Origin of the sequence: Micromonospora musae, assembly GCF_003626545.1 — a bacterium.
Lineage (GTDB): Bacteria > Actinomycetota > Actinomycetes > Mycobacteriales > Micromonosporaceae > Micromonospora > Micromonospora musae.
This window is the reverse complement of record NZ_RAZS01000001.1, coordinates 874,601-889,206: the sequence shown is the minus strand read 5'-3', so window position 1 is coordinate 889,206 and position 14,606 is coordinate 874,601. Positions and strand designations below refer to the sequence as shown.

General features: G+C 64.4%; 14 protein-coding genes. 5 read left to right on the top strand and 9 right to left on the bottom strand.

Annotation, left to right across the window (positions count from 1 at the left end; genetic code table 11):
- Window position 1: 1 nt before the first annotated feature.
- The 4 genes from D7147_RS04190 to D7147_RS04175 all read right to left on the bottom strand — a co-directional run bounded on the left by D7147_RS04190 (window position 2) and on the right by D7147_RS04175 (window position 2,839).
- Entirely contained in the window at window positions 2-310 is a 309-nt protein-coding gene (locus tag D7147_RS04190) for a spread protein (RefSeq protein WP_233562898.1), read from the bottom strand.
- Window positions 307-1,965, bottom strand: a complete 1,659-nt coding sequence (locus D7147_RS04185; protein WP_233562924.1) for an FtsK/SpoIIIE domain-containing protein — start codon at window positions 1,963-1,965, stop codon at window positions 307-309. The genes D7147_RS04190 and D7147_RS04185 overlap by 4 nt, the downstream gene beginning before the upstream one ends.
- A gap of 260 nt (window positions 1,966-2,225) precedes the next feature.
- Window positions 2,226-2,441: a hypothetical protein gene (locus D7147_RS04180; RefSeq protein WP_120673868.1), complete on the bottom strand. Its 216-nt coding sequence runs from the start codon at window positions 2,439-2,441 to the stop codon at window positions 2,226-2,228.
- On the bottom strand, window positions 2,441-2,839 hold the full coding sequence (locus D7147_RS04175) for a transcriptional regulator (RefSeq protein ID WP_120673867.1): 399 nt from the start codon (window positions 2,837-2,839) through the stop codon (window positions 2,441-2,443). The genes D7147_RS04180 and D7147_RS04175 overlap by 1 nt, the downstream gene beginning before the upstream one ends.
- A gap of 189 nt (window positions 2,840-3,028) precedes the next feature.
- On the opposite strand from D7147_RS04175, the gene D7147_RS04170 reads away from it, so the two are divergent.
- From D7147_RS04170 to D7147_RS32295, 3 genes are all read left to right on the top strand, one after another.
- Window positions 3,029-3,895 carry a GntR family transcriptional regulator gene (locus D7147_RS04170; RefSeq protein ID WP_120673866.1) on the top strand — a complete coding sequence of 289 codons (867 nt, stop codon included), beginning with the start codon at window positions 3,029-3,031 and terminating at the stop codon, window positions 3,893-3,895.
- Entirely contained in the window at window positions 3,892-4,617 is a 726-nt protein-coding gene (locus tag D7147_RS04165; RefSeq protein ID WP_120673865.1) for an HAD family hydrolase, read from the top strand. Before D7147_RS04170 ends, D7147_RS04165 begins: the two co-directional genes overlap by 4 nt.
- A gap of 81 nt (window positions 4,618-4,698) precedes the next feature.
- The gene (locus D7147_RS32295; protein ID WP_158609267.1) at window positions 4,699-4,857 is read left to right on the top strand and encodes a hypothetical protein; all 159 of its coding nucleotides are present in this window, start codon (window positions 4,699-4,701) and stop codon (window positions 4,855-4,857) included.
- 291 nt (window positions 4,858-5,148) lie between these two features.
- On the opposite strand, the gene D7147_RS04160 is transcribed toward D7147_RS32295, so the two are convergent.
- Window positions 5,149-5,400, bottom strand: a complete 252-nt coding sequence (locus tag D7147_RS04160; protein ID WP_233562897.1) for a hypothetical protein — start codon at window positions 5,398-5,400, stop codon at window positions 5,149-5,151.
- Window positions 5,401-6,402: 1,002 nt separating this feature from the next.
- Between D7147_RS04160 and D7147_RS32065 the strand changes: the two genes are divergently transcribed.
- Together D7147_RS32065 and D7147_RS04155 are read left to right on the top strand one after the other, a co-directional pair.
- On the top strand, window positions 6,403-7,407 hold the full coding sequence (locus D7147_RS32065; RefSeq protein ID WP_147437331.1) for a hypothetical protein: 1,005 nt from the start codon (window positions 6,403-6,405) through the stop codon (window positions 7,405-7,407).
- A 624-nt stretch (window positions 7,408-8,031) separates the two neighbouring features.
- Window positions 8,032-10,161, top strand: a complete 2,130-nt coding sequence (locus D7147_RS04155; RefSeq protein ID WP_120673863.1) for an ATP-binding protein — start codon at window positions 8,032-8,034, stop codon at window positions 10,159-10,161.
- A gap of 524 nt (window positions 10,162-10,685) precedes the next feature.
- On the opposite strand, the gene D7147_RS04150 is transcribed toward D7147_RS04155, so the two are convergent.
- The 4 genes from D7147_RS04150 to D7147_RS32290 form a co-directional block, all read right to left on the bottom strand.
- Window positions 10,686-11,129, bottom strand: a complete 444-nt coding sequence (locus D7147_RS04150; RefSeq protein WP_120673862.1) for a Panacea domain-containing protein — start codon at window positions 11,127-11,129, stop codon at window positions 10,686-10,688.
- 549 nt (window positions 11,130-11,678) lie between these two features.
- Window positions 11,679-12,191, bottom strand: coding sequence for a hypothetical protein (locus tag D7147_RS04145; protein ID WP_120673861.1), 513 nt, complete (start codon window positions 12,189-12,191; stop codon window positions 11,679-11,681).
- Between the two features lie 14 nt (window positions 12,192-12,205).
- Window positions 12,206-13,924, bottom strand: coding sequence for an alpha/beta hydrolase (locus D7147_RS04140; RefSeq protein WP_120673860.1), 1,719 nt, complete (start codon window positions 13,922-13,924; stop codon window positions 12,206-12,208).
- 5 nt (window positions 13,925-13,929) lie between these two features.
- Entirely contained in the window at window positions 13,930-14,307 is a 378-nt protein-coding gene (locus tag D7147_RS32290; RefSeq protein WP_158609266.1) for a WXG100 family type VII secretion target, read from the bottom strand.
- Window positions 14,308-14,606 lie beyond the last annotated feature (299 nt).

Here is a 14,606-nt window from a genome sequence, read left to right as displayed (position 1 = left end):
GTCAGCGGTGGGTGGGGGTGATGTGCACGCGGATCCACTCCGGTGGCTCACCGGTGGAAGCGACGGCTTCGGAGAGGCAGCGCCACAGCGCCCACGCCTCGTTCGGGGTCAGGTACATGCGGCGCCGCCCGGAACCCACCGCGACGTACAGGTCGGCGTCGGGGGTGACCCGGACCGTGACCGGCACCGAGGCTTTGTCCACGTGCGGGGCGCGCAACCGGTAGAAGCGCCGCGGCTCCTGGGCGGTCGGCTCGTCGGGTTCGTCGGCGTAGGGCATCCGCACCGGGACGTCCGCAGTCGGGTCCGTCATCGGGGGTCACCTCCGTTCGCGGTGTTGGTGCCGTTGAGGTCCAGGGCGTTGAGCAGCGACGAGGGCAGCAACGGCGCCGCCTGTCGGGGCGCGGTCGGCCGGTAGGTGTGGGCCTGCCGCCCGTTGCCGTTGACGCGGGCTGGCTTGACCTGCGCCGGGACGGGTTCCGGTTCGGGCTGGACCTCGGGCGGGGCCGGGAACGTCGCGGCCATCTCGCGGATCAGGTCATCGGGGATGTAGGAGAACCGGACGCGGGCGGGTTCGGGTTGCCCGTCGAGCAGGACGTAGGCGACGCCCTTGCCGGACAGCGGAATCTGGTCGGCGAGGGCACCGCGGTCGCGGGAACCATCCCCGAGCAGCAGGTCGACGTGGCCGCGTTCGGTGAGGCCGAGAGCGATGCGGGTCGGGAACAGATCGCGGACGGACACGACTTCCTTGCGCGGGTCCTGCGTGGCGGCCACGACCAGGACGCCGAGCCCTGCCCCCTGCGACAGCAGCAACCCCAGGGCGTGAGCGATCCGGTTACGGATCTCGCTGTCAGGCAAGTACGCGAGCAGAGCGGCGATCTCGTCGATGACGATGACGATCAGCGGCTCATCCACCGTCGGCGTGTGCACCCGCACCTTGCCCCGCAGGATCTGCTGCCGGGCACGCATCCGGCACACAGCGTCTTCGAGCAGATCCGCCATGCGCGACCAGTCGTCATCGACGTAACGCGAAAACAACGGCCGACCGATGGCGAGTTCCATCCCGCCCTTCGGGTCGATCGCCCACACCCGCACCAGACCCGACCGGATCCCAGCCCCCAGGGACCGCAGCAGAGACCAGATCACCGAGCCCTTGCCCATCCGCGTGGCGCCACCGATCAGCACATGCGTCGCCAGGAGCCGCAGGCAGTAGACGGCCAGGTCTTCCCGCAGCCCGAGGGGCAGGGCAGTGAAGTCCGGGCGCGCCGGGACGGGCAGCGGGACGACGATGCGGGTCAGCGGGTCACGGCGGATGAACACCAACCACACGTGCCGCGGACGGTCCCGGAACCGGATCGCATCGACCCGCCGCAGCACCCAGGCGAGACGGCCGGAACGATGCGGAGCGGCGTGCCGACGGCCGGAGAACACGCGGCAGTGACGGGTGCCGAACGAGTACGCGAGATCCCGGGCCGCCTTGTGGTACGCCTCCGGGTTCTGCCCGCGGGGCATCCGCAGCACCACTTCATCCGTGGCGTACGAGCAGCGAACCGACAACAGTTCCGGGGTCTTCTCGCCGCCGTCGTACTTCTTCACCAGCCCGCAGAGCGTCATGGTCTCGTGCCACTGACGGCGGTACACCCACAGCCGCCGCCACACCGTTACCGCCCGGAGCACGACCAGGCGGTGGAACGAATCCCGACCACGCCACCACCACAAGCCCGCCGCACCGGCAAGGACGACGAGGACCAGGAGGTGCGGCCACCAGCCGTGCGACTGGTACGCGTCGACGGCGACCAGGACCAGCACGACGCCCGGCCAGGCACGCCAGTGCCGCACCGCCCAGATCAGGAAGCGGACGACCGCCACGACGAGCCGGGCCAGCAGGAACGCGATCGTGATCGTCCAGACCAGGGGCCACGGGGTGGCGACCTGAAGACGGCGGAAGTTGACCAGCGGGGCGCGCATCACGCCACCGCCTTCGGAGCCTTGTGCTGCTCGGTCCACGCCTCCGCGCAAACCTTGTGCACCGGCTTCCCGCTGGGGCTACGGCAGATCGCAGGGCGCCCGCAGATCACACACGGAGCGGACTCGCCGGCACCGCCGCCACGAGTCCAGTCCAGGAAAGAAGGCATGATGAACCCGCCCTTCCAGGCCGAGAGGAATTGGTGGGGCAGCGGGGCGGCCGGCTTTCCTAGGGCATGGGCCGCCCCGCGCCACGTGAAGTTTCAGTAGCCGTGCCGCTTGAGCGCCTTGAACGCCGCGGCCTTCTCCGCCTGAGTCGCCTTGCCCAAAGCGGCGTCGAACGCGGCCTTGGCCCCGTCGAACTCCGGGGCGTCGATGCCCCGATCGGCGGCGTCGGTCTCCTTCATCCCCAGGCTGATCAACTTCATCACCTGGTCACGGCGCACCGGCTCCGGCTCAGAGCGCTTCCGGCCGAACATCAGGCAGCCTTCCCGTGCGTCTCGGCCAGGGTCTTCGGCGCGACCAGCGCGGTCGCCCGGTAGGAGAAGGCCAACCGGCCGTTGTTGCCCACATACGGGGTCACGGTCAGGTTCTCGAACTCCACCGGCTGGAACGGACCCACCGGCGGCACCGGCTGCACATCCGACAGGACCTTGATCGACACCTCACGCGACCGCGCGCCCAGCTCCGGGTCCATGTCCATCACCCGGCACTGCCACACCCGCTGACCCGTCAGCTTGTCCTTACTCGGCGTCCGCTGCCGAGTCGCCTCGTTGAAGTCCTGCGCCTCCGCAATCGACTCCGGCACGAACACACAACCGTGCGGGAACGCCGCTTCGAACGGAACCGAGAACCGAGTTCCACCGCGAAGAGCCATCTTTTCCTCCCTCAGCGCCAAGGGCGCTCGTAGCGCCTACCGGTACGCCGGCAGCGCTCTCGATCACCAAGCCTGATCGGCCTGGCTAGCCAAGCGGCTTGCATTGAAGGCTAGGACGGCCTGGCTAGTCAGGTCAAGAGTTTGGAACGGGTGTTTCCTAGCTTGGCTAGCCAGCAGTACCCTGGACGGGTGACCGAGAACCTGGACTACCTCGGGGAACTTGACCCCGATGACCCGAAGCAGGCGTCACAACAAATCGCGAACAAGCTTCGGGCCGCGATCCTCACGCGCCGACTGGCGCCAGGCGACAAACTGCCGTCGCAACCCGAGTTGGCCACCCGGTACGGCGTGGCACGCGAAACGGTCAAGCGAGCGCTCGAAGCACTCCGAGCGGAACGGCTCATCGTGACGCGGCAAGGAAGTGGCGCCTTCGTCCGTGCCCAGACGCAACGAGCCGTCGAGCTCCGGCCGCACATCGAGGCCGCATTCGAACGGCCGCACGTCACCATCGACTTCGCCGGCTTTTCCGGCGAAACACTCCGGGACGCACTAGCCGAAGTACTGGACAAGGTCCGGGTGGGCCGACTTGCGCCGGAGACGATCGCCGTCCGAGTCTTGGTTTCCGACATGTCGGCGCCGATGGCGCTACCAGCCAGGGCCGAGACCCAGGCAGATGACCCGCTGGTGCGAGAGCGTGCCGACCGCATCACTCGCAGAGCTGTAGACGGCATCCTCGACCAGGTCTCGGAACTCGCCGACCTTGGGCTAGTTCGTTCGGCGACCGCGGAGGTGCGGATGCACCGCGGCTCCCCGCAGTTCAAGCTGTACCTGCTCAACGCCGAAGAAGTATTCTTCGGCTTCTACCCAGCGGTCGAGCGCACCGTGACGATCAAGGGTGAGCCCACAGCGATCTACGACCTGATGGGGAAGGATGTTCCCCTCTTTCACTACGCCGTCACCGACGACGAGGCATCCCACGGGACGCAGTTCGTAGAGGCATCCCGCCAGTGGTTCGACTCCCTGTGGTCGACCATCGCCTACCGGTACCAAGGATGAGCGCCGCGCTCGAGCAGCTAGGCCGCGAAGTCCGCGCCCTGCTGCTCGACTTCGACGGACCCGTGTGCAGCATATTCGCGGGTTACCCGGCACCGATCGTTGCACGGGAACTCGTGCAGCTGCTTGTCGCACGGGGTGCTGCGTTCGCCACTGACCTGGCCGACGAATCGGACCCACTCGAAGTCCTTCGGCGGACTGGCGTCGAAGCCGACAGTGGCCTCACGCGGGCGATTGAGGATGCACTCATTGCAGCCGAGGTGCGAGCCACCGCTACGGCCGAGCCAACACCCTGCGGGCGAGAGGTCATCGTCGCTGCCCGGCAGGTGGGGCTGTCGATCGCGGTGGTCAGTAACAACTCGCGGCAAGCAGTAGAGGCGTACCTGCGGACGCACCGACTCAACCAGCACATCCGCCTGGTCGTGGGGCGGATGTACGCGGCCCCTGACCGGATGAAGCCGAACCCTGAACCGATACTGCGAGCGGCGAACGCTCTTGGCGTTGATCCAAACCTGTGCTTGCTGCTGGGCGACTCGCTCTCTGACATCGAGGGTGCGAAGGCGTCAGGAACACGTGTGGTCGGCTTCGCCAACAAGAGCGAGAAAAAGCCGATCTTTGAGCAGGCCGGGGCGGACGCGGTGGTGACGAGCATGAAGGAGGTGGCGCGCGCGCTCGTGCGACTGGACGATGCCGCGGGCGACAGCACCAGCCCAAGTGGGTCCTGACAGAAAGCAGCCGCCCGCCAAACACTTGGAGGGCGGCTGCTTCTCCTGCCGTACTAGCTACCGCAAGAGGCGAGGAGGCCGGTGAGCGCGGAGATCGCGGCGGCGAACGCTGCGATCAGTGCGGCGGTCTCGCCGATCGTCGGCTTGCGACGGTCCGAACCGCTGGCACTCCCATCGCTGGAACCACCGAACTTCCATACGCTCGTTAATCTCATCGTTCTGCGTGCTCCTCCCGCTTGAGGTTGGACGCAGTCCAGGGGCGGCACTTGCGTACGAGGCAGGGTGCCGCCCCTTTCCTGCACGGGCTGTCGTCGGCCCGCTTATGTGAAACGACAGGACCGTGCAAAAAGTGATCGGCCAGTCAGCGGGAATATAGCCGGATTTTGCCCGTTTTTATGCTTATTTGAGACGATTTAGGTAACGCCTAAGTGTGATCATGCAAATTGCAGAAAGAAAAGATGATCTTAGTTTTAGCAGTCACGGAAAGTAGTTTTTGAGAGCGTTGGGCGTTAGGGCCGCCATGAGGACGCATCACCCTGGCGGCTGCGTGACTGCGCCGCCGTTCATCTCGCGCCACGGGCCGCTGTCCGCGCGCATGAGACGTTGCACCATCCGACGGGCATCATCCTCGGTGTCAAACTCCCAGCGGAGAATCTTGCCCGTCTCCGAGTCGCCGGCCCTGGCGACCACGTGCCAACGAGTCTCGCGGGCGAGCCACACATCACGCCGGGTCAGCCGTCCCCAGACGCCGTTCCACCAGCGCGACACCAGCTCTCTGCCCATCCCGTTATCGTACAAGCGTTCGAATTAGTGACCGGGGTGGATGGTGGGAAGAGAGATTGTGCTGGCCGGCCAGGAGGCAACCGCGGACCGCTGAGGGAGGGTCGCCCAGGGCGGCAGACCTGAGCACTTGGACCGGCTATCCACGGCCAGGCCACGAGGTAGAGCCGAGAGCGTCCGTGGCGGCCTGGATGGCGGCGGCCGGGGGATGTGTGTCGTGCTGGCCGGGGTCGGCCCGTAACGCAACCGGTGATTTGTTGCCGAATTTGCCTGTACTAAATCAAGGCGCTCCGCGCGGCGCGGGCCGGGGCGCGGCAACCGGCTCCTGCGGAGCCGCCGCCCCGGCCGCCTGCGGCGCCGGGGCGGAAAGTCAGCCGGCCCGAACCCCACGCCCCGCCCCGCGCGTCAGCCTGGGTCAGTAGGTGACCCGGTGACGAGTCCAGAGGATGACCGGAGCGAGGCAGGCTCTCACCCATTCTCGACGGTCCAATGGCGACGAAGGCCGGGAGGTCACCACGCGCGGACGAAGTTGCCGAACGGTTCGTACCGGCCGCTGGAACCCCAGAGAGGAAAAGGGGTGGAGGTGGTGGGAAGGGTGAGAGGTGGGGGTGGGGCTGGGGGTTAGAACTGTGCCTCCGGCGGGGGCCAGACGACTCCAGGATGGAGTTGCCGAACGGTTCCGTTCGTGGATGGTTGAGGTGGGATGCCATCCCGCCAGCCACCGACCCAGGCAAGCCGAGCAGACCAGGGCCAGGGCGACAAGGTCGTACGTCCAGTTGGGCGCTCCACCTTGTCGCCCTGGCCCTGGCCCGCTCCACCGAGGTGTGGGTCGGCGGCAGCCGGGATGGCAGTTGGCAAGCCGACTGGCCGGATATATCGGCCAAAGAGCCCAAGATCGGAAGGCCTGGTGAGCAGAGGCTTTCGCTGGCCGAAAGTGATCGCTATGGTGGCAGCACGTCGTCGATGGGTAACGTGCAGTAGAGCTAAGCGCCCGCAGGAGGCCCGGTGGTACATGCATCCCGCCTCGATTTCAGGGAGCACCGCTTCCGGCTCGGGACGGACGACGCGGCCCGCCAGGACTTCCACCGGATGCTGACAGCGCTGATCCAGGTCAGGTATGAAACCGCGACAGAAGTGCGGGCGAACCCAGGCGACTGGGGAATCGACACCTTCGTCGGCAGCCTAGTCGACAAAATTAGCATTTGGCAGTCGAAGTACTTCGCCGACGGGATCGGAAAATCCCAGCGCGACCAGGTGCGCGAGTCACTTCAGTCCGCGATGAAGCATGCCCGAGAGAACAATTACACGGTCGAGAGCTGGACGCTTTGCGTTCCTGTCGACCTTGACGGCCCGGAACGCCAATGGTGGGACGGGCGCTGCCGGGCTTGGAAGCGCGAGTACCCGGGTGTTGTCTTCAACCTCTGGGACGCGCCCAAGCTGCGCACACTCTTAATGTCGCCAGATGCGGAGCATGTCCTTAACGAGTTCTATGGTCCTGCTAGGGTATGGGTTCCACCCAACAATGCTGCAGTTACAATTACTCCCTTGCCAGTGGAGAAGGATTACGAGGGTGCCCTCTTCGTCAAGCAATTGGCAGCTGCTGGTTTAGTCGAAATCGACTCGCAAAAGGTTGCCTTCTTCAACGCGGAGATTCTTGCCAGGGACGTAGTCAATCGTGGCGTACCGGAAGAGACCCGAGCCTTACTCGAACTCGATTACGATGTCTGGGCGCTGTGGGAGGAGCGGTCTGCCCCAACGGGGGAGGACGCCTCTGATGACGTCATGGCACAGGGGCGAGCGCTCTTCGCAGCCGTAATGAAAGATGTAAGGCGTCTGCCCGTGCCGAGAGAGCTGCCTGTGCGTCCAGTCCACAGTGCCGGCATGATGCACCGGGTTGTTGAGACGAAACGGGCAGGGTGGGTTACTAACTGGCGGGACGTAGCGCGTACGCATACTACTGAGACGCATGTCGCCCACCCAGGGGTTACGACGACGGCGGCCGCGGGATGATGGCGACCGAGCACAGGCGCCCCCCATTTGGACCTGCCCCCCTGCCCGTGTCACCCGAGGATCATGTCTTATTTAGACTTTCGCAACTCCTACTCCTAATGCAATTGGTAGCGCCACCAGACCGGCCTGGTCTCGGCTTGGAACGCCTCGGCTACTATGACTTCTTCTCGGCAAATCCATTCCTGGTCGTAGGCGAGGAAGAGCCCGAAGCCCGGGCCCATTTACATATCGCTGGCTTCGATGAACGCCAACTCTCATATGCGGCTACGGGTCAGCGCTTCGCTAACCGGCGGCGACGGCTGCAGCACGACATGGCGCTCTTGGTTGCTTATGGATTGGCGACCCTACGGGCCGGAGGCTGGTCGCTTACGCCACTTGGCCGCGATACTGCTGAGCAGCTTACTGCCCTCTATGCCGAGCAGTATCGCGCAGGTGTGAGCCTTATCGTCAGGCGGTTGGCCCGATTGACCACTGATACCGCTTTGGCTAAGCAGGCAAGGGAGTGGCTTCGCGAGCCGGCCCTGATACTTGACCTATACGGAGCGACGAGCTCCGAGGAATCAGACGAAGTGTCGACAGCAGAGAGTTCTGCTCAGCTCAGCGACGACGCAAGCTAGGAGTGCCATGACGCCCGAGAGAGATCTTGAGTCCCGGGATGCTCACACCCGAATTCGTGGCATCAGAATTCTGCGCCTGCGTCTTGCCGGCCACTCCAAGCCGTACGAGGTCGACTTCCGGGACGAGGACGGGTCCCCTAGGCCACTCAGCATCATCGCCGGCCCTACGAACACCGGAAAGACCAGCATCCTAGAGCTCATTGCGTACGCTTTTGGCGGTTCATCTTACCCCGATCATGAGGAAATCGTTCGCCAAGTCAGAGCGGCGATTGTCGAGGCCGACACGACGTTTGGTCCCATAACTGTCGAGCGGGCGATAGAGGCATCTACAGCCTTGCTCTTCGACACGTCTCTCGATCGGGCTGGCGAGACAGTTCCTCAGCCTCATCCCGTAGGTCCGCCGTCCGACCCGGCCAGCCTCTCCAGTTTGCTCCTGTCGACCGTTGACCTGAACGACATTCAGCTGAAGGTTGCTCCGACCCAACAGGAGTCGGCCACGCATATCATGAGCTTCCGCAACCTGATGTGGTTGTGCATGGTTTTGAACGAGCGAGTTGGAAGCACCCAGATACTCTGGGAAGGGAACTACAACAAGAATCGCCATCTGATCCAAACCGTGGACGCGATTTTCGGCGTGCATGAGAACGAGGGCGCCGATTTAGCTTCCAGGATCAGTCGACTAAACGAGCAGGTATTAGGAGCGCGCCGCGAGATAAAGGCCCTAGAGGAATTTATTCGCGAGCAAGGTTCCACTCCTCGAGAGCAGTTGCAAGAGGTTGTGGATAACGCCGAAGGTGAGTTCGCAGCAATCCGTGGCGAACTGGATCGACTTGACTGGGAAGAGGCTGCCTCTGCGCAGATTGCTCGCGAATTGCGGGACCGGCACCAACGTGCAGCACGTGGCGCCATTCAAGCCAGGCAGAGACTCCGTGATCGCGAAGCACTGGTCAGCCGATACGCGAGTCTGCGGGCTCAGTACAATGATGACATTCGGAAGCTCACTCTGCTTAAGCAAGCCAAATCTATTTTTGATCAACTGTCAGTGCAAGTCTGTCCCGCCTGCCTCGGGAAACTTCCTGAGCCTCCGTCCGTACAAGCCGGCCAGTGCAGCATGTGCAGCCAGCCGGTATCTACCTCTGTAACGTCGCTCACCCTCGGAACCATAGCCTCTGCGCGAGAGACAGTTGCGGGTCTTGAGGACGGCGGGCCCTCAGAGGCGCCGAACGGCAAGATTCCCAGGCAACAGGAACCTGAGGAATTACTTGACGAGGTGCCGTTCGACGATGCCGGCGCTCTCGAAGCGATTTCGGCGGACTTGACGAGCACTAGGCGACGGTTCAAGGAACTGAACGAATATTGGCTCCAGCTCAACGACAGCCTGCCGGCGCTGCGTGAGGCACGAGCTCAAGCGGAGGCAACAGAAGGAGCGCTGGCCGCAGAGGTAAATCGGGCCGCGTCTGGCAAAGTGACCCCGTACGTAGCCGCTCGCGAGAGTCTTCTCGCACGGCGTCAAGCGGCTTCGGTCCGTCGAGACCGCGCTAACGCCGCCCTGAAACAGTGGCGCATCGTGGAGCAGCGACAGCGCAAGCTCGAAGTGATGGCGGGTGAGCTTGCTGAGCTACGTTCACAGAATAGAAGTAGCAAGACCCGGCCTGACCGTAACGAAATGCTGGCCAGGTTGAGCAGCCGGTACCGCCAGATCCTTGCTGATTTCGAGTACCCTAAGCACAACGATACGGGCAGCATCGACGAAAGTCTTGTCCCGTCAGTTCGCCACCGTCCTTATCGAAACGCCTCTAGCGGCGGCCAGGTGCTGCAAACATTGGCCTGGATTTTGGCGATATTCGAGGTGGCCTACGAGCAGGGGGCAAACCATCCGGGGTTCTTGCTTATCGACACGCCTCAGAAGAATCTCGGCGGCAAAGCGGCCGAGAATGATGAGGAGTTTGCTGACGTGCGGCTCGTAGAACGTTTCTACCGCCATATCATCAATTGGCTAGATGGGCCAGGTCGGGGTGCTCAAATCATCATCGTTGACAATACTCCCCCGGCGATTGCCGATCCGTACATTGCCGTCCAGTTCACGCGCAACCCTAATAGCGGGAGATTCGGGCTCATCGACAACGAGGTGGGATGAACGAGCTGCCGCAGTACCGCGCTGCCCGAGTTCAGCTACTCAGGTGTTCCGAAGCTTTGACGGCCAAACTTGGTGGTATGGGTCCCAGAAGACTGCGTAAAACGCTGGGTCACGACGAAAACCGTACAATCGCTGCTCGCCGTTGATCCGAAGCCGGCTGATGTTCGTCTCGTCGCTGAGCCCTAGTTCGCCTAAACGCTCGTAGGCGCTGTTGTTGGGCAGAAGTGCGGGGTCACCGTAGTCAACGCCAGGCCCGGTCGGGGGGCGGAAGACCTCCCCTGGTGTCATCGTCTCCATCTGACAAAGTCGAGTCATCAGGTTGACGATGACTGCGGCGTCAGACTGCGAGATGCACCACGGACCGTTGAAGTCGAACTTGGTCCATCGAACGATGAACAAGCCGGGAGCCGCGGGCGAGAAGCCAGGCGGCCGGTGTGCCGACGCGGGGACAGACTTGCGGGGAGGGCCCTGATAGCCGCTCCCCGCAGGTACCTTCTTGGGCTTCTTCCCTCCCACAGGCCCGCCTAGTCTGCGTAGCCCAAGTAGAACTCGTGCATTGCAGCCGTCGGAATCTCAACCGTTCCGCGCTGCATCGGCGCCAGGCCGGCGGCTGCGCGGGCATCTTGCCACGGATCTTCCCGATGGGTTAGATCCGACAGCTCGTGGGCGCTCATATCCCCGTAGAACTCCAACACCGCGTCGATCGTGCTGCTCTCGTCGGACGCCAGCTGGGTGGCATCCCCAGGGACATCACTAGCAGAGAGCTGCAGCCGGGAACGGTGCATCCGGTAGAGCTCGGGGATGACTGGTCCGTTAGCCCACGCCTCGATTCGCGAGTCGAACAGCGGCCGGTCTTCCCAGACGAGGTTCCACGCTTGGGAGTAGTAGCACAGCTTCTGAAGTTTCATCGCTGTCATCGGGCCGCGCTGTTCGAGGATGTAGGCGGCGACGTCTTGGACGCGTGCCATCGTTGCTCACCTCCTGGCGGAACCTCCCCTTGTTCCCGCCTCTGGGTCGCATCAGGGTAGCGGCAGGTTGCGACGTTTCCCAGAACCAACGCTACCCGCACTGCAGGGTTATGGGCAGATTTAGCGCGGGATTGTCTGGTTCGTGACTGCCTGCGTTATCTGGATCACACCGTCGGGAGCGACCTAACCAACTCACATGTCAGGACGGCTCCACCCAGCATCGGGGCACCACGAACGCGTCCCTTGCACTCGGCCAGCAACAAGATCCGGCCGCCGGCACCGCTGCAACCTGTCACGACTAGGGCGGGGGGTACAGCAGCGAAGTACAGCAACCAACCCGCCTACGACGGCCGCACTAAGACGACTCGGGACTGCCTGACGGCTCGCCCGTACCTACAAGACCGCATCGCCCTGAGCTACGGATTAGGTGGTGCGGGCTCTGTGTGAAACGCAGCGAGGATGCAGCGAGACGACCGGCAGCTACCGACGAAGGTGCGTTGGCGATGGTTAGCGGCGCATCCCGGTGCGACGCCGTCAGGTTCGGCCTGGTCAGAGTGGGTCTGTGGACTTGTAGCAGTCGGAGTGAATGAGGATAGCGAGGGCCGTTGGTTCTTTCGTGCCGGTGACAGTGAGTGAGTAGCTGTCGGGGGTGGTTTTAGCGGTGATCGTGCCTTCAATGCCGTTGGGAAAGGTGCGGTCCTCGGTGATGGCCCAGCCTTGGTTGCGCCATTGGTCGCGGAGCTGGGCGAGGATGTCGAGGTGCTTGCCGGGTGTGACCGCGATGTTGTAGACGCCTTGGACGGTCCGGATCGACTCGTCCATCTCGCCGCCGGACCCTTCGCATGGGGCGGAGCTCGTGGTGGAGTTGGACAGGGGGCTGCCGATGGTGGTGGCGACCTGGTTGGCGTAGTCGTTCACCTGTCGGGTGATGTCGGCTTCGCTGGCGGTTTGCACGTCGGCGGCCTTCCTGTCGTACGGGTCGTCAGGGGAAGTGCAGGCGGCGGAAGCGGTGAGGATCAGGGCGGTGAGGGCGGCCAGACCGGCCCGTGTGCGGGCGTTCATGTGCGCTCCTTGGTCTAGGGGAGGTCTGGTGGGCGTTGGCCGTGGTCGATGGTCGTGGCGCTGTACTCGCCGACGACGATTCTGGCTTGGTTGTTGATGCTCTCGCTGCCGCTGTTCCAGTAATCGCTGTGGCCGTGGGTGTCGACGGTGTAGCGGTTCGCGCCGAACTGGTCGGTGTGTGGGCTGGGGCCGTGGCCGTCGTCGTAGGCAGCGACGAGTGCTTCGGTGAGGCCGCCGAGTGCGGTTCCGTGAGCGCCTGCCAGGGCGCCGACGGAGTAGGGATTGCCGGTGGGGTTGGAGACTGGGTCGTCGGTTGCGGAGCCGGCCCAGACGTGCCGGGGGTCGGCCATGAGTTGATCGGCGTGGTCGGCGTGGGTGCCGGGACTGCCGGCGGTGATCAGGTCGTCGGCGCGGAGATTGCCGCTGAGAGCTGCTTCACCGACAACGGTGGAGCCGTAGGAATGACCGACCACGGTGAGATGAGTGGAACCGTCGAGGTGTGTGGCGTGCAGACCGTCCACGAAATTCACAAGCGGTCCGGCTCCTTGCCGGGAACGTTCCTCCAACGCCACCGACAGGTCCAGCTCCGGGGCGTCGTAGCCGAGCCACATCACGGTGGCGACATCCCCGGCCCTCCCAGGGGTTAACACGTCGGCGGCTTCCTGCAGGTGCATCACGCGTTCGACGTTGCCTTTGGTGCTGTCCAGGGTGGTGCCGAGGCCGGGTACCCAGACGGCGGTGTGACGGGCCTCGTCCGGGTTCCCGACGGCGATGATCGCCCTGCCGTCACCGGCGGTGTCCAAGCCGAGGAGGTAGCCGCGGTCGCCGAGTTGCGCCAGCGCGGCGTCGACCTTGCCCAGGCGCGCTTGTTGAGCGTCGATGTCGGCCAGGTCGCGGCGCAATTCCTCGGCCAGCCTGAGGTTCGCGTTGCGCTCGTTCAGGCTGGCCGCGGGTTGAAGGAGTAGCTCCGTGATGCGCCGGTTGAGCTCGTCCTCCCGCCGTTGCAGGTCGTCCTTCATCCCACCGAACAGGGCACGGTTGGCGGTGTCCCGGTCGCTTGCCGGAATGCCGTCGAGAGAGCCGATGAGATCCGGGAACTGGGCGAGGACCTGCTCTTGCTGCTCGGGCGTGAGGCTGTACCACCAGCCGGCGACTTCCTGCGGTGGCCGGCCTCTCACCTGCTCGACTTCCTGACGAGACACGTCACGTGGGCGCAGGTCACCGAAGCCGGTATCCCGGTCGGGCAGGTGGCGTCGCAGCTCGGCGGCGGTCTGCTCGTCCAAGCTGCGGGCCCGGTCGACGACGACCGTCAGCTGGTCTGCGTACGACTGCACCGCGCGCAGTTCGGCGTCCACGGAACCACTGGTGCGCTCGCCGGTGCGGGCGGTGACCTGACCGGTGGTCTCATCGATGACGTATCCGTCTTCCCGGGCCCGCTCGATGATGCCGGCCGCCTGTCGCTGCAGATCGCCGAGGGCGTAGGCGTGATGGTCCAGCGCATGAAAGATCTGTCGAGCTGGTTGGTAGGCGTTGCTAATCTCCCGACGCAGCTTGGCGACCCGCGTTTGGGCCTGCTGGGCGGCCGGGCCGGACGACCAGACATGGCCGAGGTCCCGGGTGCTGCTGATGTATGACTCGACGGTGTTGTCGAGGTCCTCGGCGAGGCCTTCCCATCCTGAAGCGGCGCTGTGGAATGCCGTGGTGTCAGCGGCGAGCAGCTCACGCAACGTCATGGCACTCACCTCGGCACCCGCCCGGACTGCCGGATTAGATCGGCCGACTCCCCATCGCTCACATCATATGAATCGGCGGCCGACCTCAAGTCAGACGCGACAGCGGACACCGAATCGCCGAGCCGACGAACGAACGCTTCCCAGACCTCCCGCGCCGACTGGGCAGCATCAGCGGTCAGGCCACCACCTCCGAGGGGAACCAGGGTGGCCGAGCGGGTGGAGCCGGCACGGGTCAGACCTTCTCCGACCTCGGCGACGCCGGCCGCGATCCCCCGGAGCTCTGACGGGTCGACATCGACCGCATCCAGATCAGCCACCGAATCCCCCGATACGCATAGCCGCTTCCGCGTCACTCGCCGCAACAGGGTATCGAAGATGTTCACCAGATTTGGCCCTTGCTGCGTGGCGTCAGCGTGCGTGGTGCCCGGAGCTAGGGATCGATGGTGGCCTTCGTCCGGCGACCCGATAAAGATCAACAAGTAAAACGCCGGAACAGATGAGGCCGCAGAAGCTGTGAAACGTTGAGAGGCGGTGTCTGGTGCGGCCGAGGTCGGAACGGCGATGGGTCCGCTTCCAGCCGAGGCCGTCGGTCGTCGGTCGTCGTACAGGACCCGCCCTGTCCTGAAGCTTTGCAAGGGTCACCTAGAACAAAGCGGCCCTCCACGGGCCCTTGTGACCTTCG

Bases quoted from the DNA above. Each gene is read 5' to 3' on its own strand.
- D7147_RS04165 (WP_120673865.1), top strand. From the start codon at position 3,892: ATGAGCGCCGCGCTCGAGCAGCTAGGCCGCGAAGTCCGCGCCCTGCTG.
- D7147_RS04150 (WP_120673862.1), bottom strand. From the start codon at position 11,129: ATGGCACGCGTCCAAGACGTCGCCGCCTACATCCTCGAACAGCGCGGC.
- D7147_RS04180 (WP_120673868.1), bottom strand. From the start codon at position 2,441: ATGTTCGGCCGGAAGCGCTCTGAGCCGGAGCCGGTGCGCCGTGACCAG.
- D7147_RS04175 (WP_120673867.1), bottom strand. From the start codon at position 2,839: ATGGCTCTTCGCGGTGGAACTCGGTTCTCGGTTCCGTTCGAAGCGGCG.
- D7147_RS04140 (WP_120673860.1), bottom strand. From the start codon at position 13,924: ATGACGTTGCGTGAGCTGCTCGCCGCTGACACCACGGCATTCCACAGC.
- D7147_RS04190 (WP_233562898.1), bottom strand. From the start codon at position 310: ATGACGGACCCGACTGCGGACGTCCCGGTGCGGATGCCCTACGCCGAC.
- D7147_RS04145 (WP_120673861.1), bottom strand. From the start codon at position 12,191: ATGAACGCCCGCACACGGGCCGGTCTGGCCGCCCTCACCGCCCTGATC.
- D7147_RS04185 (WP_233562924.1), bottom strand. From the start codon at position 1,965: ATGCGCGCCCCGCTGGTCAACTTCCGCCGTCTTCAGGTCGCCACCCCG.
- D7147_RS04155 (WP_120673863.1), top strand. From the start codon at position 8,032: ATGACGCCCGAGAGAGATCTTGAGTCCCGGGATGCTCACACCCGAATT.
- D7147_RS04160 (WP_233562897.1), bottom strand. From the start codon at position 5,400: ATGGGCAGAGAGCTGGTGTCGCGCTGGTGGAACGGCGTCTGGGGACGG.